Origin of the sequence: Pedococcus cremeus (assembly GCF_900111375.1) — a bacterium.
In the GTDB taxonomy this organism is placed as follows: domain Bacteria; phylum Actinomycetota; class Actinomycetes; order Actinomycetales; family Dermatophilaceae; genus Pedococcus_A; species Pedococcus_A cremeus.
In genome coordinates this window covers 238,914-264,646 of record NZ_FOHB01000005.1, presented here as the reverse complement: position 1 = coordinate 264,646, position 25,733 = coordinate 238,914, and the positions used below count along the sequence as shown (strand labels likewise).

The 25,733-nt window shown below is 71.7% G+C and carries 21 protein-coding genes and 1 tRNA gene; 7 read left to right on the top strand and 15 right to left on the bottom strand.

Annotated elements, in window-relative coordinates; genetic code table 11:
* Nucleotides 1–65 precede the first annotated feature (65 nt).
* Both BMW78_RS12040 and BMW78_RS12035 read right to left on the bottom strand, forming a co-directional pair.
* A complete protein-coding gene (locus BMW78_RS12040; RefSeq protein WP_091760102.1) occupies nucleotides 66–1,463 on the bottom strand; it encodes a sensor histidine kinase in 1,398 nt (465 codons plus the stop codon).
* Between the two features lie 68 nt (nucleotides 1,464–1,531).
* Entirely contained in the window at nucleotides 1,532–2,272 is a 741-nt protein-coding gene (locus BMW78_RS12035) for a response regulator transcription factor (RefSeq protein WP_091759814.1), read from the bottom strand.
* 141 nt (nucleotides 2,273–2,413) lie between these two features.
* On the opposite strand from BMW78_RS12035, the gene BMW78_RS12030 reads away from it, so the two are divergent.
* Nucleotides 2,414–2,890, top strand: a complete 477-nt coding sequence (locus BMW78_RS12030; protein ID WP_091759812.1) for a hypothetical protein — start codon at nucleotides 2,414–2,416, stop codon at nucleotides 2,888–2,890.
* 149 nt (nucleotides 2,891–3,039) lie between these two features.
* On the opposite strand, the gene BMW78_RS12025 is transcribed toward BMW78_RS12030, so the two are convergent.
* Nucleotides 3,040–4,086: a LacI family DNA-binding transcriptional regulator gene (locus BMW78_RS12025; RefSeq protein WP_245735810.1), complete on the bottom strand. Its 1,047-nt coding sequence runs from the start codon at nucleotides 4,084–4,086 to the stop codon at nucleotides 3,040–3,042.
* A gap of 106 nt (nucleotides 4,087–4,192) precedes the next feature.
* On the opposite strand from BMW78_RS12025, the gene BMW78_RS12020 reads away from it, so the two are divergent.
* The 4 genes from BMW78_RS12020 to BMW78_RS12005 are packed head-to-tail and all read left to right on the top strand — an operon-like array spanning nucleotide 4,193 to nucleotide 7,597.
* Nucleotides 4,193–5,326, top strand: coding sequence for a substrate-binding domain-containing protein (locus BMW78_RS12020; protein WP_091759807.1), 1,134 nt, complete (start codon nucleotides 4,193–4,195; stop codon nucleotides 5,324–5,326).
* A gap of 5 nt (nucleotides 5,327–5,331) precedes the next feature.
* Entirely contained in the window at nucleotides 5,332–6,357 is a 1,026-nt protein-coding gene (locus tag BMW78_RS12015) for an ABC transporter permease (RefSeq protein ID WP_091759804.1), read from the top strand.
* Nucleotides 6,354–7,193 carry an ATP-binding cassette domain-containing protein gene (locus tag BMW78_RS12010; protein WP_091759802.1) on the top strand — a complete coding sequence of 280 codons (840 nt, stop codon included), beginning with the start codon at nucleotides 6,354–6,356 and terminating at the stop codon, nucleotides 7,191–7,193. The genes BMW78_RS12015 and BMW78_RS12010 overlap by 4 nt, the downstream gene beginning before the upstream one ends.
* Complete coding sequence (locus tag BMW78_RS12005; protein WP_091759798.1) at nucleotides 7,190–7,597, top strand: universal stress protein; 408 nt, start codon at nucleotides 7,190–7,192, stop codon at nucleotides 7,595–7,597. The genes BMW78_RS12010 and BMW78_RS12005 overlap by 4 nt, the downstream gene beginning before the upstream one ends.
* 97 nt (nucleotides 7,598–7,694) lie before the next feature.
* Here the strand turns inward: BMW78_RS12005 and BMW78_RS12000 are convergent, their stop codons facing one another.
* The 7 genes from BMW78_RS12000 to BMW78_RS11970 form a co-directional block, all read right to left on the bottom strand.
* The gene (locus BMW78_RS12000) at nucleotides 7,695–9,167 is read right to left on the bottom strand and encodes a hypothetical protein (protein WP_091759796.1); all 1,473 of its coding nucleotides are present in this window, start codon (nucleotides 9,165–9,167) and stop codon (nucleotides 7,695–7,697) included.
* A 93-nt stretch (nucleotides 9,168–9,260) separates the two neighbouring features.
* Nucleotides 9,261–11,330: a hypothetical protein gene (locus BMW78_RS11995; protein ID WP_091759792.1), complete on the bottom strand. Its 2,070-nt coding sequence runs from the start codon at nucleotides 11,328–11,330 to the stop codon at nucleotides 9,261–9,263.
* Nucleotides 11,327–12,445, bottom strand: coding sequence for a VWA domain-containing protein (locus tag BMW78_RS11990; RefSeq protein ID WP_091759788.1), 1,119 nt, complete (start codon nucleotides 12,443–12,445; stop codon nucleotides 11,327–11,329). Before BMW78_RS11990 ends, BMW78_RS11995 begins: the two co-directional genes overlap by 4 nt.
* Nucleotides 12,442–14,862, bottom strand: a complete 2,421-nt coding sequence (locus tag BMW78_RS11985; protein ID WP_091759785.1) for a DUF5682 family protein — start codon at nucleotides 14,860–14,862, stop codon at nucleotides 12,442–12,444. The genes BMW78_RS11990 and BMW78_RS11985 overlap by 4 nt, the downstream gene beginning before the upstream one ends.
* Before the next feature lie 16 nt (nucleotides 14,863–14,878).
* Nucleotides 14,879–15,982 (bottom strand): ATP-binding protein, encoded by a 1,104-nt coding sequence (locus BMW78_RS11980; RefSeq protein WP_091759782.1) that lies wholly within the window; start codon nucleotides 15,980–15,982, stop codon nucleotides 14,879–14,881.
* Nucleotides 15,982–19,671 carry a DUF4132 domain-containing protein gene (locus BMW78_RS11975; protein WP_091759779.1) on the bottom strand — a complete coding sequence of 1,230 codons (3,690 nt, stop codon included), beginning with the start codon at nucleotides 19,669–19,671 and terminating at the stop codon, nucleotides 15,982–15,984. Before BMW78_RS11975 ends, BMW78_RS11980 begins: the two co-directional genes overlap by 1 nt.
* 135 nt (nucleotides 19,672–19,806) lie before the next feature.
* Nucleotides 19,807–21,663: a phosphoenolpyruvate carboxykinase (GTP) gene (locus tag BMW78_RS11970; protein ID WP_091759776.1), complete on the bottom strand. Its 1,857-nt coding sequence runs from the start codon at nucleotides 21,661–21,663 to the stop codon at nucleotides 19,807–19,809.
* Nucleotides 21,664–22,100: 437 nt separating this feature from the next.
* On the opposite strand from BMW78_RS11970, the gene BMW78_RS11965 reads away from it, so the two are divergent.
* Nucleotides 22,101–22,173 (top strand) — tRNA-Arg (locus tag BMW78_RS11965).
* Between the two features lie 253 nt (nucleotides 22,174–22,426).
* Nucleotides 22,427–22,591, top strand: a complete 165-nt coding sequence (locus BMW78_RS20815) for a hypothetical protein (RefSeq protein ID WP_177180354.1) — start codon at nucleotides 22,427–22,429, stop codon at nucleotides 22,589–22,591.
* Here BMW78_RS20815 and BMW78_RS11960 read toward each other — a convergent pair.
* From BMW78_RS11960 to BMW78_RS11940, 5 genes are all read right to left on the bottom strand, one after another.
* Entirely contained in the window at nucleotides 22,581–23,027 is a 447-nt protein-coding gene (locus BMW78_RS11960; protein WP_091759773.1) for an SRPBCC family protein, read from the bottom strand. The two genes, BMW78_RS20815 and BMW78_RS11960, sit on opposite strands and share 11 nt — an antisense overlap.
* A 179-nt stretch (nucleotides 23,028–23,206) precedes the next feature.
* Nucleotides 23,207–23,665, bottom strand: coding sequence for a VOC family protein (locus BMW78_RS11955; RefSeq protein ID WP_091759769.1), 459 nt, complete (start codon nucleotides 23,663–23,665; stop codon nucleotides 23,207–23,209).
* Between the two features lie 65 nt (nucleotides 23,666–23,730).
* Nucleotides 23,731–24,102, bottom strand: a complete 372-nt coding sequence (locus tag BMW78_RS11950) for a fluoride efflux transporter FluC (protein ID WP_177180366.1) — start codon at nucleotides 24,100–24,102, stop codon at nucleotides 23,731–23,733.
* Complete coding sequence (locus BMW78_RS11945; protein WP_091759760.1) at nucleotides 24,099–24,506, bottom strand: fluoride efflux transporter FluC; 408 nt, start codon at nucleotides 24,504–24,506, stop codon at nucleotides 24,099–24,101. Before BMW78_RS11945 ends, BMW78_RS11950 begins: the two co-directional genes overlap by 4 nt.
* Nucleotides 24,506–25,720, bottom strand: coding sequence for a pyridoxal phosphate-dependent aminotransferase (locus BMW78_RS11940; protein WP_177180365.1), 1,215 nt, complete (start codon nucleotides 25,718–25,720; stop codon nucleotides 24,506–24,508). The genes BMW78_RS11945 and BMW78_RS11940 overlap by 1 nt, the downstream gene beginning before the upstream one ends.
* Nucleotides 25,721–25,733 lie beyond the last annotated feature (13 nt).

The following is a 25,733-nucleotide window of genomic DNA, read 5'->3' as shown; positions in this document are numbered from 1 at the left end:
ACACCCTAGGCGTGCGCGGTGGACCGTGGTGGCAGGTGGGTGGCGGGCGAGGACGGTATGCCGCGTCAGGCAGGCAGGGTGACGGCGAAGGTGGTGTCGCCCGGCCGGCTCACCAGCTCGACGCGCCCGCCGTGAGCATGGGTGACCGCGGCGACGATGCTCAGGCCGAGGCCGGTGCTGCCGTTGCCGCTCCCGTTCACCTGGCTGCGGTACCGGGAGTCGTCCCCGCGGGTGAACCGCTCGAAGACGTTGGGCTGCAGGGCCGCTGGCACGCCGGGGCCGTCGTCGTGGACGGCGATGCGCACGCCGCCGTCCTCCTGGCGCACGGTGGTGGTGACGGTCGTCCCGGCCGGGGTGTGGGTGCGCGCGTTGGCGAGCAGGTTGGCCACGACCTGGTGCAGGCGGTGCGCGTCGCCGGTCACCTCCACCGGCTCCTCGGGCAGGTCAAGCCGCCACTGCCGGTCGGGTGCCGCGGCGCGGGCGTCGGACACGGCGTCGACGGCCAGCATGGTCAGGTCGACCGGCTGGCGCTCGAGTGGTCGCCCGGCGTCGAGGCGGGCGAGCAGGAGCAGGTCGTCGACGAGGGCGCTCATCCGGGTCGCCTCCGACTCCACCCGTGCCAGGGCGTGGGTGACCGACGGTGGCACCGGCTCGGGCTCGCGACGGGACAGCTCGGCATACCCGCGGATGGACGCCAACGGCGTCCGCAGCTCGTGGGAGGCGTCCGCCACGAACTGCCGGACCCGCGTCTCGCTCTCGTGACGGGCCTGCAGCGCACTGTCGACGTTGTCGAGCATGCTGTTCAGCGCGAGGCCGACCTGCCCCACCTCCGTGCGGGGGTCGGTGTCGCCCTCCGGGACCCGCTCGGCCAGGGCGACGTCGCCGGAGTCGAGCTTGAGGCGGGAGACCTTGGTGGCCGTGTGGGCGACCCGCTGGAGCGGCGCGAGGTTGCGGCGCACCAGCCAGGCACCGCCGGCCCCCATGACGACCAGCCCGATGACCGTGCCGCCGATGACGACCGTGGCGAGCTGGGCCACGGTCTCGTTGACCGTCGAAAGCGGCTGTCCCGTCACGACGGTCAACCCGCTGCGGTCTCGCATGCCCACCAGCCGGAAGGACCCCAGGTCCCCACCGAGGTTGACGGTCTTCGGTGCCGGCCCGAGCTGCGCCGCGTCGATCCGCTGGACCTGCCCGGTCGTCAGCTGGGTGGTGTTGCTCTCGTAGGCGACGTAGTTGTCGTAGACCTTGCCGGAGTCGTCCACGACCAGCGTCACGAAGGACTCACCGCCACCGGGCCGGCGCTCGGGAAGTCGGCCGTCATCGCCCTCGTCGCGCGGGTGCGGTTCGATGCGCATCGCCGACGCCCTGACGTTCTGGTCGAGCTGCGTCATGAGGAAGCTCCTGAGCAGCACGACCGTGAGGCTGGCCGTCAGCAGGGTCACCGCCACGAACAGGGCCACCATGGAGGCGACCAGCTTGGTGCTCAGCCGCCACCGTGAGGGGTGCAGCCGCTCCGAGAGGTGGGTCGGGCTCACGACGTCGGCTTGAGCACGTAGCCGACCCCGCGCATGGTGTGGATCATCGGCTCGCGACCGGCGTCGATCTTCTTGCGCAGGTAGGAGATGTAGAGCTCGACGACGTTGGCCTGGCCGCCGAAGTCGTAGTTCCAGACCCGGTCGAGGATCTGCGCCTTGGACAGGACCCGCTTGGGGTTGCGCATGAGGTAGCGCAGCAGCTCGAACTCGGTGGCGGTGAGCTGGATCGGGTCACCGCCACGGGAGACCTCGTGGCTGTCCTCGTCCATGGTCAGGTCACCGACGACGAGCATCGAGGACGACTCCTCGGCCATGACCGCGGTGCGCCGCATGAGGGCCCGCAGTCTGGCCACGACCTCCTCGAGGCTGAACGGCTTGGTGACGTAGTCGTCGCCTCCGGCGGTGAGCCCGGCGACCCGGTCCTCGACGGCGTCCTTGGCGGTCAGGAAGAGCACCGGGATGTTCGGGCTGTGCGCTCGCATCCGGCGGAGCACCTCGAGCCCGTCGAAGTCGGGGAGCATCATGTCGAGCGCCACCGCGTCGGGCTCGAACTCCTTGGCCGCCCGGACCGCTGCGTTGCCGGTGCTCGCCGTGCGCACGTCCCAGCCCTCGTACCGCAGCGCCATGCTGAGGAGCTCGGTGAGGTTGCGTTCGTCGTCGACGACGAGGACGCGGACAGGGGACCCGTCGAAACGCTGGAGGCGGGCCGGGGTGGCCGCAGGGTTCTGCATGCTCATGGGCACAGCACACTGCACAGGGCTGGGAGAGCGAGGTGTTTTGCCTGTGTGAATCCTGTGAGCGGTCTGTGGTGGCAGGCCCCAGCCACTCGATACCGGCACCACAGCGCCGGCACAGGTTCGCTGCCCACGCTCGGCGACATGGACAACGACCAGCGCTCCACTCCGCCAGGGCCCGACGAGACCGCCGAGATCCCGTGGGCCCGCACCACCACCCTCCCGACGGTCGACCCGCAGTCCCGCCCGGCGGTGCCCGGGCATGCGGAAGGGGTGCCGGCAGGCTCGGCCCCGCCCGGGTCAGCCCCTGCCGTCGCACCTCCGGTCTGGTCGGGCAGGAAGACCGCCATCGCCGCGGCTCTCGCCATCGGCTTCGCCTCCGTGGGTGCTGTCGCAGCCTCGGCGGTCCTGCCGGCGGGGTCCTCCCAGACCGACCAGGGCGGCCGCGGGTTCCCCGGCGGGGGCCAGCTGCCCGGCGGGGGCCGGTTCCCCGGGCAGAACGGGCAGGGTCAGCAGGGTCAGCAGGGCCAGCTGAACCAGCAGGGCGTCCCGGGCGGGCAGGTCCCCGGCGTGCCGGGCGACGACGGCGACGACCACGACGACGACGCGACGACGACATGAACGCCCGAGCCGTGGTGGGGGCCTTCCGGCGGCCGGCACGACGCCGCGACCACGCGGCATACCGTTCTGCGGCAACGGGGCCGGGGCTTCTGCCGGCCTGTGGCACGTCGGTGCGCCCGCTGGCGTCGCAGCGCCGTCAGGCCGCGGCCTCAGGGAGCGATCTCGCCTGAGCCGCGCACCACGAGGACCGGCTCGATGACGACGTGCCGGGGCGGTGCGTCGTCGCCGTCGATGCGCGCGAAGAGCAGCCGGGCCACCTCCGTGCCGATCCGCCGCACGTCCTGGCGCACCACGGTCAGGGGTGGGTCGAGCAGGTCGGCCAGGGGGAAGTCGTCGAAGCCCACGAGCGCCACGCGGTGCGCGAGGCCGCGCGCCCGCAGGCTCTGCACGGCCCCGATGGCGAGTGAGTTGCGGGCCGCGAAGACCGCCGTGGGAGGGTCGTCGAGGTCGAGCAGGCGGTCCATCGCCTCGCGGGCATCGGTGTCACCCCGCAGGTCACCCACCTCGAGAGCCGGGTCGAGCGGCACGCCGGCGTCCTTGTGCGCCTGGCGGTACCCCGCCCGTCGTGCCGCGGCCGTGCTGATGCGGTTGAGGTCGCCGAGGTAGGCGATGCGCCGGTGCCCGTGCTCGAGCATGTGGGTCGTGGCGAGCAGCGCGCCCGCACGGTTGTCGACCACGACGGAGTCCGCGTCGACCCCCTTCGGCCCGCGGTCGACGAAGACGACCGGCAGCCCGCTGCGGAGCTCGTCGGCGAGGTAGTCCTGCCGCTGGGTCGTCGGCATCATGACCAGGCCGTCGACCCGCCGACGGATCAGGCTGCCCACCAGCGAGTGCTCGCGGTCGGGCTCCTCGTCGAGGCTGGAGGCGAGGATGGCCACGTCGCGCTCGCGGGCGGCGTCCTCGAGGGCCCGCAGCATGCCCGCGGAGAAGCTGTTGCTCACGTCCTGCAGCAGCACGCCGACGGTGTTGCTGCGCCCGTCGCTGCGCCGCAGGGTGCTCGCGGCCAGGTTGTGCTGGTAGCCGAGCTGGCCGATCGCCCGCTCCACCCGGGTGCGCACGTCGGTGGAGACGCCCGCCTCGTTGTTCACCACTCGCGACACCGTCTTCAGGCTGACGCCGGCCAGCGCGGCGACGTCCCGCATGGTCGCCCGCGGCCGGCGGGCGGACTGGCCGGGTGACAACGATGTCAATTTCACGCCTCGATTTGTACAGGACTCTTGACGCTGTGCCAAGAGGACCCCTATACAAGATGCTTGACAACGTTGTCGCCGAGAGGGTCATCCCTCAGAAAGTGGGTCACTGATGACTTCCACCCAGCGCCCGGGCTCTACCGGAGCGGCAGCCGGACGCCGCACCGTCCGCGCCTCCATCGCCGCCGTCGCGGCCTTCTCGGCGGCCTTCGGCCTCGCCGCATGCAACCGCAGCTCCTCCTCCGACACCGGTGGAAGCAGCGGGGGGCAGAAGACGGTCGGCGTCGCCCTCATCACCAAGGACTCGACGAACCCCTTCTTCGTCGCCATGCAGAAGGGCGCCAAGGCCGACGCGTCCAAGAACAACGTCAAGCTGACCGTCGCCTCCGGCAAGCAGGAGGGTGACGACCAGGGCCAGATCACCGCGATCGAGGACTCCATCGCCCGCGGCGACAAGGGCATCCTGATCACCCCGATGAGCACCGGCGTCAACGCCGCCATCAAGAAGGCCCGCGACGCGGGGCTCTACGTCATCGCCCTCGACACCCCGCCCGACCCGGCCAACACCGTCGACATCACGTTCGCGACCGACAACCGTGAGGCCGGCAAGCTCGACGGCCAGTGGGCGGCGGCGACCATGGCGGGCAAGCCGGCGGTCATCGCCCTGCTCGACCTGTTCAACGACAAGATCGTCTCGGTCGACTACAACCGTGACCAGGGCTTCCTCGAAGGCATGGGCATCCCGGTGAACGACCCGAAGAAGAACGGCGACGAGGCCAAGACCGGCAAGTACACCGGCGGCAAGGGCGGCGACTACACCATCGTCTGCAACGAGGCCGGCAACGGTGCCGAGGACGGCGGGCGCACCGCGATGGAGAAGTGCCTCGCGAAGAACCCGAACATCAACCTCGTCTACACCATCAACGAGCCCACGGCGGTCGGCGCGAATGCGGCGCTGAAGGCGGCCGGCAAGACCGCGACGATCGTGTCGGTCGACGGCGGCTGTGCGGGCGTCGCCAGCGTCAAGAGCGGTGTCATCGGGGCCACGGCGCAGCAGTACCCGCTCAAGATGGCCACCCTTGGCATGGAGGCGATCGCCCAGGTCGCCCGCGGTGGGGCCAAGCCGACCCCTGACCCCGGCCTCGACTTCAAGAACACCGGTGTCGCGCTGGTGACCGACAAGCCCGTGGACGGTGTCAAGAGCATCGACTCCGCCAAGGGCGCCGAGCTCTGCTGGGGCAACTGAGTCCGATGGCAGCGACGACCACGTCCGCGGCTGCCGCCGAGTTCGCTCGGCGGCAGCACTCGCCCCTGCAGCGCGTACAGCACCAGTTGCACGGAAGGCCCTGGCTGAGCCCGCTCTTCCTGCTGTTCGTCGCCTTCCTGGCGTTCTTCATCGCCACGCCGACCTTCCTCACCGCCAACTCGATGGGCATCCTGCTCCAGCAGACTGCGGTGGTGGCGGCGCTGGCGGTGGGGCAGACCCTCGTCATCCTGACCGCCGGCATCGACCTCTCGGTCGGCGCGATCATGGTGCTGTCGATGATGGTGATGGCCTCCCTCTCGCGGGACGGCGGCATGCCGGGCATCTTGGCGCTGCTCATCGGCATCGTGCTCGCCACGGCGGCGGGCGCCCTCAACGGGTTCCTCGTGACCCGCATCAACCTGCCGCCCTTCATCGTCACGCTGGGCACGCTGAGCATCTTCACCGCGATCGCGCTGCTCTACTCCGGCGGTGAGAGCATCCAGGCCAACCACCTGCCTGACCTGCTCAACTTCCTCGGTGACGGCTTCAGCCTGTTCGGGATCAGCCTGACCTGGGGCATCGTCGTGGTGATCCTCATCTACCTCGTCGTGGGATTCGTGCTGGCCCAGACGGCCTGGGGCCGCTACGTGTATGCCGTCGGCGACGACCGGGAGTCGGCCCGCCTCTCCGGTGTGGCCAGCAAGCGCGTCCTCCTCGCGGTCTACACGCTCGCCGGGTTCATCTACGGCCTGGCGGCGTGGGTCCTCATCGGTCGTGCGGGTGCGGCGACGCCCAACGCCGTCCCCGACGCCAACCTCCAGAGCATCACCGCGGTCGTCATCGGGGGCACCAGCCTCTTCGGCGGACGCGGCCGGCTCATCGGCACCGCGATCGGTGCGCTCATCGTGCAGACGCTGCAGTTCGGGCTCTCCCAGATGGGCGTCGACCAGCAGTGGCGCGTCCTCGCGACCGGCATCCTCGTCATCGTGGCCGTCGCGGTCGACCAGTGGATCAGGAAGGTCAAGGCATGACTGCAACAACCATGGAGGTCGCCTACGGAGGCGTCCCGGCGGGCAAGGAGCACATCTACAGCCAGGAGCCGGTGCTCTCGGCGCGCAAGCTCGTCATCACCTTCGGTCGTGTCATCGGCCTCGACGGGGTCGACCTCGACCTCTACCCCGGCGAGGTGCTCGCGGTCATCGGCGACAACGGTGCGGGCAAGTCGACGCTGATCAAGTGCCTGACCGGCGCGTACACGCCCGACTCCGGCCAGATCACGATGAACGGGAAGCCGGTGCACTTCAAGCGGCCGCAGGACAGCCGCGAGGCCGGCATCGAGACCGTCTACCAGCAGCTGGCGGTCATCCCCGCGCTCGACATCGCGAGCAACCTCTACCTCGCGCGCGAGGAGCGCCGCAAGGGTGTGCTCGGCTCGGTGTTCCGGATGCTCGACAAGAAGGGCATGGAGAAGCGCGCCGGCCAGTCGGTGCAGGACCTCGGCATCCAGACCATCCAGAACATGAGCCAGGCCGTCGAGACGCTCTCCGGTGGCCAGCGCCAGGCGGTCGCGGTCGCCCGCGCCGCCGCGTTCGGCAGCAAGGTCGTCATCCTCGACGAGCCCACCGCCGCCCTCGGCGTGAAGGAGTCGGGCATGGTGCTCGACATGATCAAGCAGCTGCGCGACAAGGGGCTGTCGATCATCCTCATCAGCCACAACATGCCGCACGTGTGGGAGGTCGCCGACCGCATCCACATCCAGCGGCTGGGCGGCCGCGCGGGCGTCATCACCCCGCAGTCGCACGACATGGGTGAGGGGGTCGCCATCATGACCGGGGCCAAGCGGCTCACGCCCGAGGACGCGGCATGAGCGGGACCATCGTGGTCGGCTACATTCCCTCCCCGGAGGGGGTGGCCGCCTTCGAGCGGGCCAAGAACGAGGCCGTGCTGCGCGCGGAGTCGCTCGTCGTCGTCAACAGCGGCGAGTCCGGCAACTTCGCCAAGCCCAGCTTCGCCAAGGCGCAGGACCTCGAGGCGATCGAGTCCGAGCTCACCGAGGCCGGGCTCAAGCACGAGGTCGTGCAGCCCACGACGAACGGCACACCGGCCGAGGAGATCCTGCGGGTGGTCGCCGACCGCGACGCCGACCTGCTCGTCATCGGGCTCCGACGCCGCTCACCGGTGGGGAAGCTCTTCATGGGCAGCACCGCCCAGCAGCTGCTCCTCGACGCACCGTGCTCGGTGCTCGCCGTGAAGGCGCCCGAGCGCACCTGAGCGCGCCTGAGTGCGCCCGTGCACCACGGGCCGGCGTCACCCCGGACGCCCGGCCGGTCGGAGGCATCACCGCCCCCGGCCGGCCGGTGCTCGGAACTCAGGCGCGGGCCGAGCCGAGGCCGAGCACGACGGCGAGTCCCAGCGCGCTGCGCGGGTCGTATGCCGTGCGCCAGAGCCCGCCGTGCACGGCGGCATACGCCTCCTCCCGCCAGGGGGTCGGGTCGGGCGTGCGCCCCGATCGGAGGTCGTGGACCAGCAGCGCCGCCATGAGGGTGTTGCTCGTCGCCGGCTCGAACACCTCGATGCCGAACCGGTGGGCGCCGGCGTAGGCGGCGGCCAGGGCGCGGTTCTTCACCACGGAGCGGGTGCGGGTCGGCGGAGCGACGCGCAGAGACGCGGCGACCCCGTCCTGACGCGCGACGGTGGCTCGCCACCGCTGGAGCCGCTTGGCGAGGGCGTAGTTGGGTCCCTGTTGGGGCACGAGGCTGTCGTTGAGGCCGGGGTCGGAGCCGGGCGCGTAGTTGCGCCTGAGCAGGCGGCCGCCGCTGAGCGTGCGCAGCGCGGGCCGGGTCAGCCGCATCCCGGGGGACGGCCGGCGCCAGCTGCGCACCGACTGCTCCACGGCCTCGGCCGGCACGGCGAACACGTCGGTCGGGGTGGCCAGGAAGGCGAGGCCGACCTCGGACCGGCGCCGCAGCAGCTCGCAGGTGAGGGTGTCGACGGCCACCGAGACGCGCACGTTGGTGGCGCCGTCGGCGTAGACGTAGTTGCCCAGGACGATCGGGCCCTCGAGGCCCGTCAGCCAGTCGGCGACGGCCGGCAGGTCGTGCAGCAGGTCGGCGCCCGCGCGCTCGTCGAGCCGCTCGTCGCCGACGCCCGACCCGAAGTGCACCGGCACGTGCAGGGTGCCGGCCGACGCCTGGGCGACCTGCAGCACCGTGCGCCAGAGGTCCGGGCGGGGAAGGTCGACGCTCACCACGGCAGCACCCCACGAGAGCAGGGCGCGCAGCGGTCCCATCTCGGCGCCCGCGCCGAGCACCACCACGCGCTGGTCGGCGAGCTCGAGCCAGTCGGGGTTCGCCATGACCTCGCGCACCGCCTCGGCGGCGCTGGGCTCCATGGCACCGGTGACCGTCCAGACGTCGAGCTGTCGCTGCAGGGCGTCACCGCGCAGGCGCTCACCGTGGAAGGGGATGGTGAGCTCACGCGACCGCGGGGCCCTGCCGTGCACCGTCACCATCTCGAGCGGCTGGTCCACCGGGGCCTGCGTGAAGATCTCGCCGACGGGCACCTCGCCTTCGGGCGTCGTGGCCCGCATCTGCCGCTGCAGCGAGTCGAGTCCTGCCCGGGCGCTGGTCACAGCGGCGTCGTCGGAGACCAGACCGGCCTCCACGAGGCGGCGGAAGTGGTGCAGGTAGCCCTGGCGCCAGTTGGTCTCGCGCTCGGCGGCCTTGGCGCCCACCGGGTCGACGGGTTCGAGCGCGTCGTGCACGACCGCCCGCCCGAGGGCCGAGGTGCTGCGCTTGCCGCCGCCCGTGTCGGGAAAGACCACTCCGGTGCCTGTCGCCATGGTCGGCAGTATCGCGGAGATGGACCTCCGCCACGTCACCCGCCGGGGCGGGTTGGCCCTGCGCCTCGGGTCGACGAGCGTGGGGCCGCCCGCTCACTCGGCGTCTGGGGAACCGGTGAGGAGCGCCTGGACCTGACGGGCCACGAAGTGCGAGACAAGGAGCCGCTCGGCCAGGTCGTGTCCCGGAACGGTGCTGTCCTGGGCGTCGGACCCGAACACGTCGAGACCGGTCTCGCGCAGTCGTGCGTGCAACCGGTCGAGCTCGGCAGCCAGCGCCGGAGAGGAGGCTGCGGCCGTGCCGCGCTCGGCCTGCCGGCGGTGCCACGACGTGAGGTCGGTCAGCTCGCGAGGCAGCCGCGCGCTCGTCGTCGTGACCGCCCCGGCGTCGTGTTCATCGACGCGGGTGCGTGTTGAGGGCGGCTCGGCCCGGTGTCCGGACTCGTCGAAGTGCAGCTCCTGGACCGGTGCCTCGGCGGCCGGTCGGTGAGGGTGCACGAGGCTGAGCGGCTCGGCCGTGAGCCCCTGGGGCGTCGCGAGCAGTCGGCACACGACCAGCGTGCCTGCCCGGACGCCCGCAGCGGCCACGCGTTCGATGTGCTCGACGGCGGGAGCGGTCAGCGTCGTCCACGGCAGGGTCAGGACGAGCTGCGTGCCGTCGGCGTCACGCACGGGCCACAGCAGGCGCTGCCCGACCGGGTCGAACGACGCGGCGCAGAACTCCGCGGGAGCGAGGACCGCCCAGTCCCGCAGCGGGTCGGGTGTGGCGAGCAGGGAGGCCCGCTCGGCCGCGCGCTCGCCGAGGGCGCCGAAGGCGGTCACGACGGGCAGCTGTTGCGTGAGCTGGGCCCCGTCGAGCCGGCTCACGGCGGCCTGGGTGCGCTCGACCCCTGACAGCCGGCCGTTGCCGCTGAGCTGGGCGTCGGTCAGCAGGAGCCGGGCACCCGCGGCAGCCGAGGGCGAGGCGAGGCCCTGCCACGGGCCGGGTGCGCCGTGCCGGGTGCGGGGGTCCCACATCGCCAGGGTGTCCGGTCGGGCGTCCGTGAGGGAGAGGAAGCGCTGCTCCTCGGGCCACCAGAACAGCGTCGTCAGGCCGTGGTAGCCCGAGCCGGTGTGCCACGGCGCCGACCCGAGGCCGACGACCTCCATCCGCCGCACGGCGTCGTAGCGGCTGCGGCTCTGTCCGACGAGGTGCGCCGGCGCGGCGCCATGGACGGCCGCCGCCTCCAGCGCTGCGACGAGCCCGAACGCCAGGGCTGCCTCGTCGAGGAGGCGCTCCTCGTCGGCCTGTGCCGATCGGGCGAGCAGCAGCTCCACGTGGTCGGCCAGCCGGCGCAGCAGCAGGGCCAGCCGGTGGTAGGACGCGCCCTGGGCCCACACCGCCACCGTCTCGAACCGCTCGTGCACCGCCGGCGACAGGTGGGACAGGCCGAGCCGCACGCTGTCGACCAGCAGCCGACGCGTGGCCTCCCGCAGGCGTGCCCGGCTGGGCTCGAGCGGTTCCTCGCGCTCCACTGCCCGCCGCTGGGCAGGCGCCGGTGGCTCGGGCTCGGTGCCGTGGGCTCGCTGGTAGGCGAGCACCGCGGCGGCCTGGTACTTCCCGAGCGAGGGCAGCGGGATGTCCGCGACGAGACCCGCGAGGCCGCCACCCATGTAGCGGAACGTCACCCGCGGTGAGGCGAGCGTGATGGAGGTCGACCGGCCCCGGATGACCCGGACGTCGCGCTCGAGCTCGAGGTCGCAGGCGTACTGGTGGGCCCACCGGTGGCCTGCCCTCCCGGCATGGGCGACGAGCTCAGCGGCACCGAACCCCATGAGCTCGTCGTGGGGGCCCGCCTCGTCCTGAGCCGTGGCGGGGCCCGGGATGGATCCGCCCGACTGGCTGGTGAGCCAGAGTCCCGCGGCGACGAGGTGCTGGCAGGGTCCGGTGCTGGGGCAGGTGCACACCGCCTGCGCCGGACCTCGGGCGTCGAACCGCACCACGTGCGTCCCGATCCGCACCCGCAGCTCCTCCTGGCCCTCCTCCTCGAGGGTGGGCTGGGTCTGCTCGAGGTCCTTGCGGGCCCGGCGCAACAGCCCCCGGTTCGCCAGTGCGACCCACGCCTCGTCGTCCCAGGCCCGGAGCTGGGCAGCCAGCGCCTCGCGGACCGGTCGGCCCGCGGTCACGACGTCACCTCGACGAGCCACGACGCCAGCTGTGAGGGGGTGAGCGCGGCGATGCGCATGCCGCAGTCCGCCAGTCGCTGGGCGATGCCCCGGTCGTAGAAGGGGTTGGCCTGGCCGTCGAGGGCGGCCAGCCCCAGCAGGGTGACGCGCGACTCGGCCAGGCCCCGCACGGCGCGGACGAGCTCCCCCGGCGGCGCTCCCTCGCAGAAGTCGGTCACGAGGACCAGCACCGTGCGCTCGGGGTGCTCGACGAGCTGGCTGCAGTAGCGCACCGCCTGCCCGATGTCGGTGCCGCCCCCGAGCTGGACCCGCAGCAGCACCTCGACGGGGTCGTCGGCCTGGTCGGTGAGGTCGACGACGTTGGTGTCGAAGACGACCAGCCGCACGCGGAAGGACGGCAGGCCGGTGAGGATGCCGGCCATGACGGCGCTGTGGATCACCGAGCCCACCATGCTGCCGCTCTGGTCGACGCAGACGATGACGTCCCACGGCAGCCGCCGGGTGTTGCGCTCGAAGAACAGCAGCTCCTGGAGCACCAGCTGCTGTCGTTCCACGTCGTAGTGCTTGAGGTTGCGCCGCACCGTCCCGAGGGCGTCGAAGTTGGCGGCGACGGCGTGCGGGGAGTGCCGGTGCTGGCTGAGGCGCCCGGCCATGGCGCGCCGCACGTCCATCTCCAGCCGGGCGCGCAGCTCGTCGACGACCTGGCGGATGATGCGGCGGGCGACCGCCAACACCTCGCCGTTGAGGTGGCCCTTGAGGGCCAGCAGGGTCTTGAGGAGGTTCTCGTTGGGCTCGAGCCGCTCGAGCGTCTCGGGGTCGGTCACGAGACCCGTCAGCCCGTAGCGGTCGAGGGCGTGCCCCTCGAGCACCTCGCAGGTCTCGCGCGGGAAGAGGTCGCGCACCTCCCCGAGCCAGGTCACGAGCGACGGGGCGGAGTCGCTGAGCGAACCCGGGCCGAGCTCGTCGGTGCGCACGTCGCGCTCCTCGTACTCCCGTCCGTAGAGGTACTCGAGCGCAGTCTCCATCCGGGCCGCCTCGGTGCCGGCGGCCGCCTGCCCGAGCCTCCGCGCGGCATACCGTCCGAGCACCAGCCGCCACCGCTCCACGCCGCTCATGACCGTCCCACCCAGCCACCGAGCCCGTCGCGGGCCAGCAGGTCGGCCGCCGTGCGCGACACGAGCAGGTGGTGCTGGACGCCCGTCTCGTCCGTGTCGCGGTGGATCAGCGCACCGAGCTCCTCGAGGCCGTGCAGGCGGGCGACGAGCCGGGCCACCCGGTCCGTCTCGGCCGGGGTCATGCCGGCGAACGCCAGCCGCATCTCGGGCAGGTGGGCCACGAAGGTCCCGGCGTCCCAGGCGGCCAGCTGCCCGTCGAGACGCGACACCAGCTCGAGCTCCTGCCACGCTGCCTCACGGGCCGTCATGAGCAGCCCGCGGAGGAACCCCACCGACTCGGCGGCGGTGACCGTGCCGGCGAGGTGACCGTTGACGGCCCTGCCGAGGTCTGCGGACCCGAGGCGTCCGGAGGAGTAGCAGAGCCCGGCGGCCGCACCGCGGACGAGGGCGGCCGGGTGCTGGTCTGCCAGCCGCCCCACCAGCTGCCAGTAGGGCTCCGGGTCGAGGCCCTCGCCGGCAGCGCTGACGAGCAGCTCGCGCAGGGCCACCAGTGCGCCTGCTGCGGCGAGGGGCTCGCCCTGCGACGAGGTCAGCTCGCGCCCGAGGTAGATCGCGCGCTCGTAGGCGGTGCGGACCATCGGCTCGAGCTCGCTGAGGCGACGCGCCTCGAGCGGCTCGCGCGACTCCCACAGCAGGGCCAGCCGCACCGCGGCATCCGCGACGGCGTCGAAGACCGCATCGGCCGAGACGGCCTCCCGGGCGAGCACCAGGGCCTCGGCCGCGTGGTCGTGCAGGCCCAGGACGCAGGCCTGCGCGAGCAGGGCCGTCGCCTCGCGCGCGCCGTCACGAGCGCCGGCCTCGCGGGCTGTGGCGAGGTGCTCGTCGAACTTCGCGGCCACCGCCTCCGGCACGCTCGACCCCAGCACCGCCGCCTCCACGAGCGCTCCTTCGGTCGCGGGTGTCCAGAGGTAGTCCCAGCGTTCCTGGAGGCGTCCGAGGCCGTGGCCACGCACGAAGTCCGGGCCGGCCGTGCGGTGCGCGAACGGCACGGCGAGCAGGGTGAGCCCGTGCAGCAGCCGGCTGGTGTCGCGGTGCTCGGACCGCCGGTAGAGGTCGAGGGCGGCGGTCCGCCGCTCGAGGCCGTCGAGGTTGAGCCGGGCACGGGTGAGCCGCGTGGTCGCGTCGGCCACCAGCGGCGGCGTGCCGGCCCCCGGCGGCACCGTGCCGACCGCCGTGCCGGTCAGCACGTGGTGGGCCGCCGCACGGACGATGGCACCGTCGACGTCGACGTCGCCCTTGACGTAACAGCTCGTGAGGGCGTCGAGGAGGTCACTGCGCAGGGGTGCGACCCGCTCCCGCAGCACCGCCAGTCGCAGGGCCTGCTCGTAGGCGGCAGCGACGGCCGGTGTCGGCACGGGCATCCGGTGGCGCTGCCGCAGCTCGGCGGTGATGTCGAGGAGCGCGGTCAGGGTGGCCGTGGCGCGCGGCTCGTCGGCGCCCGCTGTCAGCAGGGTCCAGAGGTGCTGGTGCCAGGCCGGAGAGGTCATGCCCGACGCGTAGCCGCTGAGCCGGTCGAGCCGCTCGAAGGTGTAGCGGATCAGCGCGGTGTCGCCGGTGACGTCCGTGGTCGCGACGCGCGGCCGTTGCGGCGGGTCGTCGAGCAGGGCGGGCAGGGCGACGGCGTGGAAGCCGCCCAGGACGACGAGCACCGGCCCGTCATCGGGCTGCCGCTCGGCGAGCGCCTGGCGGACGTGCCAGGCCATCTCCGCCTCACGGGCCGTGGTGCCGTCCGCGTCGAGCTGGCCGGGCGTGTGGTCACGCCGGGCGAGGAGGCAGTATGCCGCGACGCGGGCGATGTGCTCCGACGTCGCCGTGGTGCCGGCGTCGGCCTCGAAGAGGTGCTCCCAGAGGTCCTCGTGGTCGCGGCAGCCCTGCTGCTCGGCGAGCGCCTGGAGGCGCTCGCTGTGCTGGTAGTGCCCCTCGTCGAGGAGCGAGCCGTTCTCCTTCGGCTCGGTGACCAGGCACTGCTCGGCGAAGTCGAGGTCGATGAACCGCGCGGGCACGTCGCGGGCGCTCGCCTCGCGGAGGGCGACGAGCTCGGGGGAGTAGTCGCAGAACGGGTAGTACCCGGCCCACCGCCCGGCGGGAGCCCCGTCGCCGGGCGGCCGCACGGCATACGTGTAGACGGCCAGGGGCATCCGCGCCTCGGGGTGGGTGAGGAGCGGCACGAGCGAGGTCATGCTCCGCGGTCCCTCGACGAGGACCACCGACGGCCGGCGCTCGCGGACCACGCGTTCGACCTGGAGGGCGCATGCCGGCGAGTGGTGCCGCACCGGCAGCACCACGAGCTCCTCGGTGAGGAGCCGGGAGGCGACGGTGCCCACGTCGTGCGACGTCAGGGCGGCGGGGGTGGTCACGGGCAGGCTGGGTCGCTCAGCGGTCGAGCTCGCGTCGCGCCTCGAGCACCCGCTTCCACTGGCGGTCGCGGCGGGCGCGCTCCTTGACCACGACGTCGAAGTAGTGGCGCAGCTTCGTGCCGTCCTCGGGGTTGTCCTTCAGGACCGTGCCGATCAGCTGCCGGGCGACGTGCTCGCCACCCACGTCACCGTCGCCGAAGTAGTGCGCGTCGAGCGCGGCGGCGTAGGCCACGGCCACCGCCTCGGCGGAGGACATGACGGCGGTCGGTTTCTCGACCACCGTGCCCTCGGGTGTCACGCCGTCGCGGAGGTCGTGGAACGCGGTGACCAGCAGCTCGACCACGTCACGCTCGACCCGGGTGTCGACATCAGCCTGCGCCAGCAGGGCGTCGGTCTGCTCACGGACCAGGCGGGCCTCGAGCCGTCGGTCGCCGATGGGGCGCACGGTCTCGAAGTTGAACCGGCGCTTCAGCGCGCTCGACATCTCGTGGACGCCGCGGTCGCGCAGGTTCGCCGTGGCCACGATGTTGAAACCCCGCCCTGCGAAGACGGTGGCCTCCGCCCCGTCGAGCTCGGGCACGTGGAGCACCTTGTCGGACATCAGGCCGATGAGGGTGTCCTGGATCTCCGGCTGGACCCGGGTGACCTCCTCGAAGCGGCAGATCCGCCCCTGCTCCATCGCCTGGTAGACCGGTCCCTTGACCAGGGCGCGCTGCGTGGGCCCCTCGGCCAGGAGCAGTGCGTAGTTCCACGAGTAGGTGATCTGGTCGCTCGTCGTCCCGGACGCGCCCTGGACGGCGCAGGTGGAGTCACCGGTGATCGCCGCCGTCAGCAGCTCGGAGAGCATCGACTTCGCGGTGCCCGGCTCGCCGACGAGGAGCAGCCCGCGGTTGCTCATCAGGGTGACGACGCAACGGTCGACGAGGGCGTCGTCGCCGTAGTACTTCCGGGAAACCCCTGCCTTCTCGTCGCCGAGGACGAAGGCACGCACCGCTCGCGGTGACAGCCGCCAGCCCTCGGGCCGCGCCCCGGCGTCGCGCTCGACGAGGGAGGCGAGCTCGGCGGCATACACCTGCTCGGCGGGGGCCCGGAGGACCGCCTGGGTCGAGGGAGCCGCCATCAGTAGGTCACCTTCTTCTCCCAGTCCGGGTCGGGCCCGGTGCCCTCACCCGCGAGGATGCGCACGTCGTTCCACGCCTCGGAGAGCAGCACCTCCGGCACCTCCCGGAGCCGCAGCGTCGTCGTGGCCGCACCCGCCTGCTCGGCGCGTCGCTCGAAGGACAGTGAGATCAGGGCGACCGTGCGGTTCTCCTCGGGCAGGGAGTTGCCCGAGAAGCTGACCACCGACGTGAGGCCGAGCGTGGGGAACCGCTTCTCGTAGGTCGAGAACCAGCCGCCGTCGCCCGGGGCGCCGCGGGTGTACCCCAGCCGGGTGGCCCGGCCCCGAAGCCGGAAGGCCTCGACGAGCGACCCGCGGAAGTCCTCGATCTCCCTCGCATCCGCCTTGGCCTCGTCGAGCGCGTAGATGCCCTTGCCGAACTGCTGGAACAGGGGCGAGACCTCGTAGTCGGCGAGGTGCTCCTGCCATGCCTGCACGTCATCGGGCGAGAGGTTGCTGTCGTGGGCGAGGCGGACCCGGGCGTCTGGCTTGACCACCACCTCGGTGTCGTCGACATCCGTGAGGGTGTGGTCGTCGAGAGGACGGAACACGACCGGCGCCTCGTCACTGGTCGAAGCGGTCCAGACCAGGCGCTGCACGAGCAGGTGCATCAACGGGTGGTGGTTCAGGTAGCGGTCCCAGTCCTCGAACGACCAGTCGCGGTCGGTGCACAGGGCCTCGTAGAGCCGCTCGGCCTGGAGCTTGAGGACGGCCTTGACCTCCTTGCGAGCTGCCGCGAGCGCCTTCTTCGACTCCTTGGCCCTACCCTCGTCGTCGGTCTGGCGCGGGGTGGGCAACGAGGCGACCTTCTTGCCGTCGGGGTTGCGCAGCTCCAGGGACAGGTCGGGCAGGAGGGCCGCGGTGAAGGTCCGGTCGCCGTAGCTCAGGCGCAGCACGCCGTCCTCGTCGAGACCGGCAGTGGGGATGGTGCGGTCCGCGAGCTCGGTCAGCGTCCACCCCTTCCGCTCGGCGAGGGCCTCGGCCTGACGGGTCGCCTCGTCCTGGAACGACTTGGTGCGGAACCGTGACCCCACCGACAGCACCAGCTGGGTCGCGCTCGGGTGGTCGACCCACGCCAGCATGGCGATGAGCGCCTTGCCCTGCGAAGCGCGCATGCCGTACCACTCCTGCAGGTAGCGCGAGGCGGTCGCCGCGGCGCGTTCGCCGGCGCAGGCGGCGGCCACGGCGAGCAGGCCCTTCGATGCCGTGGCGGACCCGGCGGGCTGCCTCAGGGCGCCCGGCAGGAAGTGGGCCGTCAGCTGATCGACGGACAGGCCGTACGTCGGGTCGTCCTTGAAGTGCTGCGGGTAGGTCTGCATCCAGTGGAAGGTGCTCGAGGCCTGCCGCGCAGCCGCGGCCTCGGCGGTGGCCCGGTCGACCGGCCTGAGGTCCTGCGCCACCCAGGTGTCGAGGACGAGCTGCCCGAGCCGCTCGCGGTCCGCAGGCTCGAAGAGTGAGCAGTAGCGCCGCAGCAGGGCGTTGGGCTCGGGCGACTTGGCCTTGACGGCCTGCGCGAACAGGTGCTGCAGCGTGATGGGCGCGACCAGCTGCCCGTTGTCGGCCCAGCGCACCTCGGGCAGTGCGTCCCACGGGAACCAGTCGACGTCCTTGGGCAGTCCCTTGGCGACCGTCTTCGCGGCGTCGGCCGCCAACCGGTCGCGGTCGAGGTACGTCTCGACCGGCTGGCCGAGGGCCTCGAGGGCGTCGAGCAGCGCGCCCTTGGCGACGTCCTGCTTCTCCTTGGCGAAGGCGGCCTCAAGGGCCGGCACCGCGCTGCTGATGTGGTCGCGAGCGATCCACCGCGCCGCCTCGGTGCGCACGTCCCCCTTCCCGTCCGCGAGGGCCGTGGCCACACGCGCGTCTCGGTCCGGCGTCGCCCGCAGGACGTCCTGCGCCAGCCGGCGGTGTGCCTTCAGGCCGGTGAGGGCCACGGGCCACAGCGCCTCGGTGACCTGTCGGGGCAATCGGTCGAGTGCGCTGAGCGCCTCGTACACCGCATCCGTACGGGAGTACCAGTCGGTCTGCCGTCCGAGGCCGGCGGCGAACGCGTCGAGGTGCTCTGCGACGAAGGGGGCCACCGCCTCCCGTGGCCAGCCCTGCCCCACGCGCTCGCCCCAGGTGGAGCTCCACGAGCGCATCACTGCATTGGTGCCGTCGAGGCCCATGTCGTCGTAGAGGACGGCGACCTGACTGAGCGATGGCTCCGCGAGGGCTCTCTGGCGGCCGTTGAAGCAGGCCGCAGCGGTGTGGTTGAGCCCTCCACGCCAGTCCACGAGCAGTCCGAAGTGGTGGAGCAGGTGCCCCAGGACGGGCAGGCTCGCCTCGGGACTCGTCGCCAGCTTCGGCAACGCGTCTCGTACGTGGTGGGCCTCGACCCGTGGCTTCGGTTCGTTGCTCGCGCGTGGTGGCCGCCCGCTCGTCATGCGACGGAGCAGGTCATTGGCATCGGCGGCAGCCATGGGCGCGGTGACGTTGGCCCACGCGGGTCGCTGACCGTGCTGGGCAGCCCAGGCGTCCGCTGCGCGGCGGGTCATCTCGTTGGTCCGTTCGATGTCGCGGTTCGCGTCCTCCCACAGCTGGGTGACGAGGACGTGCAAGGCCGGCGTCGCGGTCACGGCCCAGTCGATGACCGGACGCGGCCCGGCCTCCAACGGGATGTCGGGCTCGTCTGCGGCCGAGGCCTCCGCGGCCCACTCGACGGCGAGGGCCTGGACGCTGGCGGCGCGGTCCTCTGCAGCGGTGCGCTGCGCCCAGGCCCGGTCCTCCTCGTCGGTGGCGTGTGACCAGAGCAGTCGCAGAGCCTGCAGCCGCTGGTCCGGCTTCCCGTTCGTGGCCAGCGCCCGCAGCGGCTCAGAGGCGGCCGACCCGCAGGTGATGACGAGAGGCGCGGCCACCTCCCGCACTTGTGCGCCGGAGGCGGTCGCGAGCTGGGCGAGCTCGTCGGCGAAGAGCGCCAGCGTCTCGCGCGAGAGGCCCTGCAGCATCTCGGCGGCGACGAGGCGGTCGCGCACGTCACCGGCCGCCACATGCGGACGCAGCTCCGGGGCGTGGCGCTGCACCGCGTCCTCATAGCCGGGCATGCGGCGCAGCAGCGGTCGCAGACGGCCCAGCCCCGACATGTAGCGCTGCGGGTTCTGGTGAAACGCCCGGACGAGGATCGACGACCGCGGGCTGCCACCCGTGGCGAGCACGTCCTCGAGCGTCGAGTGGGCGAGCGGCACGGTGCCGGACGGCTTCTGCAGCTGCGCCTGGTGGGTGTTCGCGACGACGAGGAGCAGGCTCTCGACCGTGTGTCCTCCGTCCAGGTCCGCCAGCTCGAAGGCCCACGCCGAGGGGCCGAAACACGCCTCGACGACCTGGGCCCAGCGCAGCAGGACATCAGGGGAGACGTCGCCCATCGCCGTGGTGAGCTGCTGGTACGGGCCGGCCTGGGGGTGGATCCCGTAGATGTGGCCGGTGAGCAGCACCTGCTGCTGCCCGAAGGCGCCCGGGGCCAGCTGCGGGAGCCAGCCCGAGTCTCCTCCGCTCAGCACGAAGTCACGGATCTTCCCGGCGAGCGGCGGATGCACCTGTGCGAGCACTGCGTCGAGTGCGCGCCGGAACTCCTTGGTCGTGCCCACCTGGGTCCCCCTGCTGAACCACGCCGCCATGGCGTCCCCTCCTGCGCCGCGTCGAAACCGACGGAGCGGAACCTAGCCGAGGAGGAGACCCGAACGGCCCGGAACCGAGAGGTTCCGGGCCGTTCGGCTGGTATGCCGCCAACGCGGCATACGGGTCAGCTCACGTCACTGGACGCCGAGGCGGGCCTTCAGGCCGTCGAGCTCGACGCGCAGCTGGGTCGGCAGGTTGTCGCCGAACTTGGCGAACCACTCCTCGATGTGCGGGATCTCGGCCTTCCACTCGTCGACGTCGACGTGGAGCGCCTTGGCGAGCTCGGCGGGGTCCATGTCGAGGCCGTCGGTGTCGATCGCCTCAGGGGTCGGCACGTGGCCGATCGGGGTCTCGACCGCGGCAGCCTTGCCCTCGATGCGCTCGATGGCCCACTTCAGCACGCGGCTGTTCTCGCCGAAGCCCGGCCAGACGAACTTGCCGTCAGCGTCACGGCGGAACCAGTTGACGTAGAAGATCTTCGGCAGCTTGTGCGCGTCGGCGTCCTTGCCCAGGTTGATCCAGTGCTGGAAGTAGTCACCGGCGTTGTAGCCGATGAAGGGCAGCATGGCCATCGGGTCGCGGCGGACGACGCCGACCTGGCCGGTCGCGGCGGCCGTGGTCTCCGAGGAGAGCGTGGCGCCCATGAAGGTGCCGTGCACCCAGTCGCGCGACTCGGTCACCAGCGGCACCGTGGAGGCGCGGCGGCCACCGAAGAAGATCGCCGAGATCGGCACACCCTTCGGGTCGTTGTACTCGTCCGCGAGGATCGGGCACTGCTCGATCGGGGTGCAGTAGCGGCTGTTCGGGTGGCTGGACAGCTCCTCCGAGTCGGGCGTCCAGTCCTGGCCCTTCCAGCTGGTGGCGTGGGCCGGGGTGTTCTCCATGCCCTCCCACCAGATGTCGCCGTCGTCGGTGAGCGCGACGTTGGTGAAGACCGAGTTGCCCTTGGCGATGGTCTCCATCGCGTACGGGTTGGTCTTCTCGTTGGTGCCGGGCGCGACGCCGAAGAACCCGAACTCGGGGTTCACGGCATACAGCCGGCCGTCCTCACCGAAGCGCATCCAGGCGATGTCGTCGCCGAGGGTCTCGACCTTCCAGCCGGGGATGGTCGGCTTCAGCATGGCCAGGTTGGTCTTGCCGCAGGCGCTCGGGAAGGCCGCCGCGACGTAGTAGGTCTGCTGCTCCGGGGAGGTGAGCTTGAGGATGAGCATGTGCTCGGCGAGCCAGCCCTCGTCGCGCGCCATGACCGAGGCGATGCGCAGCGAGTAGCACTTCTTGCCGAGCAGAGCGTTGCCGCCGTAGCCCGAGCCGTAGGACCAGATGGCGCGCTCTTCGGGGAACTGCACGATGTACTTGGTGTCGCTGCACGGCCACTTCACGTCCTGCTGGCCGGGCTCGAGCGGGGCACCCAGGGAGTGCAGCGCCGGGACGTAGTTGGCGGCCTCGCCGAGCTCCTCGATGCGGCGCAGCACGTTGACGCCGCAGCGGGCCATGACGCGCATCGAGACGACGACGTACTCGGAGTCGGTGATCTCGACGCCGAACATCGGGTTCTCGGCGTTCAGGTGGCCCATGACGAACGGGATGACGTACATCGTGCGGCCCTTCATGCACCCCTGGTAGAGGTCGCGCATGAGGGTCTTCATCTCGTTCGGGTCCATCCAGTTGTTGGTGGGCCCGGCGTCCTTCTCGTCGACGGAGCAGATGAAGGTGCGGTCCTCGACGCGGGCGACGTCGGTCGGGTCGGAGGCCGCGTAGAAGGAGTTCGGCTTCTTCTCGTCGTTGAGGCGCACGAAGGTGCCGGCCTCGACGAGCTTGTCGGTCAGGCGCGTCCACTCGGCGTCGGAGCCGGTGACCCACTCGATGCGGTCAGGGGTGGTCAGGGCGGCCACCTCGTCCACCCACTGCTGGAGGCCGGCGTGCGTGGTGCCGCCGACCCTCTCGGTGTTGGGGTTCTCCGCCTTCGCGGGTTCCGTCGACTCGATCGTCATTGCTCGGCCGTCCCTTTCGCCCGGTGCCTGTTGCTCGGCTCGGCCCCGGATCAGTGAGGTTGTGTGCCCCCAAGCGGCACCCAAGGGTGTCCACATGGTGGGCGCGCTGATTCAGCCACGGTAGCCCGGGGCCGAGGGGCGGCGAAACCGCAGACGGTGCGGGCGCTCGTGAATCTGCTCACAACCCATCGGTACAGGTCAGAGGCTTGTCGGGTTCTTTCAGGCGGCTGCAAGAAACCGACGAGATCGGGTCGTGGAGAGGTGGTTTCGTGACCTCGACCTCTCAGCTGCGTCGGCGCCCGGAACGGTGACTGGTCCTCCACCAGACGTCGTATGCCGCGGCCCCGGACCGTGCGCCCGACCCCGGATTTCGTCCCCCGGCGCTGACCGGGTAATCTTTCGACCCGTTGCGCTGGGTGATCCTCGGTGCGACACCTGCGCCCGTAGCTCAACGGATAGAGCATCTGACTACGGATCAGAAGGTTAGGGGTTCGAATCCCTTCGGGCGCGCGTCGGTTGCGAGAGCGACCAGCCAGGTCTGTGTTGAGACAGAAGTGAGGAGCCCCGGTCCAGTGGACCGGGGCTTCTGCTGTCTCCCCGGGGAGGCGGGAAGGTCGGTCGCGGGCAATCGCCTTTTCTGACTACTGCAGACGGATGAGTGACTAGTCCTCGTGGCTACAACGGGTCATCTTGCGGGCCAATCTCCCGCGACACCCCGGGAAGCGGTCGGGAGGTGTCCGGCGGACGACGTACGGTCCTCGACGTGATGAAGGGCTACACCCGGGAACTGACCGACACCGCACTGCGCGACGAGATCGAGCTCGTCGCCGAGCTCGTCGTGGTGGCCTCCGCGAGCCATAGCCGGCTCAGCGAGTCGGAGATCGACGAGCTCCTCGGGTTGGCCGGTCGGCACCGCCTCAGCGCCTGACCCCTTCACGCTCGAGGTGGCGCCTCAGCCCCTCCCAGGCCTGCCGTTCCTGACGCCTCCCCACCAGGCCCAGGAGCGGCCCCACTGCCCGAAGGGCCCCACGGGGCCGCACGTCCCACCGCCAGCGGAGCCGGGTCCCCTCAGGGGCGCCCTGGAACAGCACCGAGCCCACGATGTCCATCCCGGGCAGCTGGGTGACCGAGTCCAGCCGGCGCGCGGGCTCGTAACCCGTCACCTCGATGACCATGTCGGTCGAACCGCGTGGGGTGCCGGCCGTCGCGGCCCAGCGCGTGCCCACTCCCACCGGGCCGGGCGTCAGCAGCTCCACCCGCTTCATGCGCGGGTTCCAGCTCGGTTCGTTCCGCTCGTCGGCGACACACTCGAAGACCTTCTTCGGGGTGCGCCGGATGACGACCTCTCCGCTGATCCTGGCCATGGAGCCCTCCCCGGACGGTTCGTACGCCCCTCAACACGACGGTCACCCGTCTGGGGGGCCCGTGGCAGGGCGGAAAGTCCTCCCTGCGCCTGCCTGCGTCACTGCTCCGCCGGGCGGAGCAGTGACGCAGGCGCAGCAGCCCGGGCCGTCGGCACACCCGCGTCCGACTCCGGCAGTCGTCAGACGAGGCAGAACTCGTTGCCCTCCGGGTCGTGCAGGGTGACCGCGTAGTAGTTGGCCCCCTCGGGGGCGTTGAGGTAGGCGATGGACGCGCCCAGCCCGACGAGGCGCTCCACCTCCGCGTCGACCCGCTCCTTGCGCTGGGCACGGTCGGGCACCACCAGCGGGCCACCGGTGATCTTGAGGTCGAGGTGCAGGCGGTTCTTGACGGCCTTCCCTTCCGGGACCGGCTGGAACCAGATGCGGGGGTACCGCCCGCTCGGGTCGATGACCCCACCGCTGCCGTTCTCCGCGCCCTCGAGGTCCTCCTCGGGGATGCCGAGCGAGCGCCAGTACGCCAGCCAGCTCTCCCACCCCTCCGGTGCCGGCTCCGGCTCGTACCCGAGGGCCTCGCACCAGAAGGCCACCAGCCTCTGCGGGTCGGCACAGTCGATGGTGAGCTGCCACGTCGTCGTCATGCCGCGAGTGTGGCACCGGCCGCCGACACCGGCGGTCGACAGCGGCGGTCGACACCGGCGGTCGGTCAGGACAGGACGGCCCCCGCGGCATACCCGGCGACGGCCGCCAGGCCGCCGAGGACGAGGCTGAGGGCGAGGTTGGCAACGAACGGCCTCCACGCCCGCTCCTCCCAGAACACCCACGTCTCGACGGCCAGCGTCGAGAAGGTGGTCAGCGCGCCGCAGAACCCGACCCCCACGAGCGGCAGCAGCCACGAGGGGGCGCCCGGCTCGCGGGACACGGCCACGACCAGCCCGAGCACGAACGAGCCCACGACGTTGACGAGCAGGGTGCCGAGGATGGTGCCGGCGCGGTAGTGGTGGCGCGCCCAGCGGTCGACGAGGAAGCGGGTGGGCGCACCGACGGCGGCGCCCGCGGCGACGAGCAGCGCGGTCACCGGCGCCGCCCGAAGAGCCGCTCGCCGGCCGTGACCCCCACGCCGACCGCGAACAGGCCGACGACGAGCGACCCCAGCACGTACCCCAGCCCCAGCCACGGCGAGCTCGAGGCGAACAGGTCGCGCCCCTCCACGGCATACGAGGAGAAGGTGGTCCAGCCGCCCAGCACGCCGACCCCAAGGAAGGGGCGCAGCCAGGGGTGCGGGCGGTCCATCGACAGCACCCACACCACGAGCACCCCCATCGCCGCCGAGCCGGTGACGTTGACGAGGAAGGTGCCCCACGGCACCTGGGAGGGCGTGTGCGGAAGGGCCAGCCCGACGGCCCACCGGCCGAGCGACCCGAGCACGCCGCCGGCCCCGATGGCAGCGAGGAGCCCCGGCCCCACCTCGTCGCGGGCCATCAGCGGCGCTTGGTCTCCAGGAAGCCCGCGATCCGGTCGATGGCGTACTCGAGGTCCTCGACGCTGGGCAGGGTGACGACGCGGACGTGGTCGGGGGTCGGCCAGTTGAAACCGGTGCCGTTGGTGATGAGGATGTGCGTCGCCCGCAGCATCTCGATGACGAACGCCTGGTCGTCCTCGATCGGGTAGACCTCGGGGTCGAGCCGCGGGAAGAGGTAGAGCGCGCCGCGGGGCTTGACGCACGAGACGCCGGGGATGTCGTTGAGCAGCTTGTGCGCCACGTCGCGCTGGGCCAGCAGCCGGCCGCCGGGCAGGATCAGGTCGTTGATGCTCTGGTAGCCACCGAGTGCGGTCTGGATCGCGTGCTGCGCCGGCACGTTGGCGCACATGCGCATGTTGGCCAGCAGGGTCAGGCCCTCGAGGAAGCTGGCCGCCCGCTCGCGCGCTCCGGTGACCACGACCCAGCCGCTGCGGAACCCGGCCACCCGGTAGGCCTTGGACAGCCCGCTGTAGGTCAGGCAGAGGATGTCCTGCGCGTACGCGGCGGCGTGCACGTGCCGGGCGCCGTCGTAGAGGATCTTCTCGTAGATCTCGTCGGCCATGAGCACGAGGTCGTGCCGCCGGGCGATGTCGACGAACCCCTTGACGACCGCCTCGGAGTAGACCGCCCCCGTCGGGTTGTTGGGGTTGATCAGCACGATGCCCTTGGTGCGCTCGGTGATCCTCCGCTCGATGTCCTCGAGGTCGGGGTTCCAGTCGTTGTCCTCGTCGCAGAGGTAGTGCACGGCCTTGCCTCCGGAGAGGGTGACGGCCGCGGTCCACAGCGGGTAGTCGGGCGCGGGCACCAGGATCTCGTCGCCGTTGTCGACCAGGGCCTGCAGCGTCATCGAGATCATCTCGGAGACACCGTTGCCGACGAAGACGTCGTCGACCGTGACGTCGCGCAGCCCCTCGCCCTGGTAGAAGTTCGCGACCGCCGTCCGCGCCGAGTAGATGCCGCGCGAGTCGCTGTAGCCCTGCGACTCCGGCAGGTTGTGGATCATGTCGACGAGGATCGACTCGGGCGCCTCGAAGCCGAACGGCGCCGGGTTGCCGATGTTGAGCTTCATGACCTTGTGGCCCTCGGCCTCGAGCCGGTGGGCCTCCTCCAGGATCGGTCCGCGCACGTCGTAGCGGACGTCTTGGAGCTTGGACGACTGGAGGATCGGGCGCACGCGCCCATCCTCG